Annotated in this window: 1 protein-coding gene and 1 pseudogene; one reads left to right on the plus strand and one right to left on the minus strand. The window is 72.2% G+C overall.

What is annotated here, in order from left to right:
* On the plus strand, window positions 1-291 hold a 291-nt coding region (locus LPA54_RS35190; protein WP_228984664.1), incomplete at its 5' end, for a glycoside hydrolase family 6 protein.
* 59 nt (window positions 292-350) lie between these two features.
* On the opposite strand, the pseudogene LPA54_RS35195 reads toward LPA54_RS35190, so the two are convergent.
* Window positions 351-605 (minus strand): annotated as a pseudogene (locus tag LPA54_RS35195) (hypothetical protein); the annotation flags it as partial.

Here is a 605-nt window from a genome sequence, read left to right on the forward strand (position 1 = left end):
GCCGAGAACACCGCCTACGGCAACGCCGTCAACAACGAACTGGCCGCCCGCTACGGCTACACCAAGCCGTTCGTCGTGGACACCAGCCGCAACGGCAACGGCACCAACGGCCAGTGGTGCAACCCCTCCGGCCGCCGCATCGGTACGCCCACCCAGAAGGGCGGAGGCGCCGAGATGCTCCTGTGGATCAAGACGCCGGGCGAGTCCGACGGCAACTGCGGTGTCGGAACCGGCTCGACGGCCGGCCAGTTCCTCCCCGAGGTCGCCTACAAGATGATCTACGGCTACTGATCCAGGAGTCCCGCCGCCCGCACAGGCGACCGACAGCCCGCCGGGGCGGCGGGCACTCCTCAGGCCGGAGCCGTGTCGTAGGTCCAGCGCAGCAGGGCGCCCAGGCCGCCTGTCGGGATGTCCGTGGCGTCCGCACCGTCCTCGTCCGCCGGGGGGACGACCAGGACGTCGGCGGCGGTGACGGCGGCTGCGCGCAGCAGTGCGTCGTCCGCGCGTACCGCCGTCGGATCGCTCTTCCCCAGGGTCCGGGCGTCGCTCCGGCGTGCCGCTACCTGGTCGGGCCGGGCGCCCACCCAGGTCTCACGGTCCAGTTC

The organism is Streptomyces sp. DH12 (genome assembly GCF_020873895.1).
In the GTDB taxonomy this organism is placed as follows: domain Bacteria; phylum Actinomycetota; class Actinomycetes; order Streptomycetales; family Streptomycetaceae; genus Streptomyces.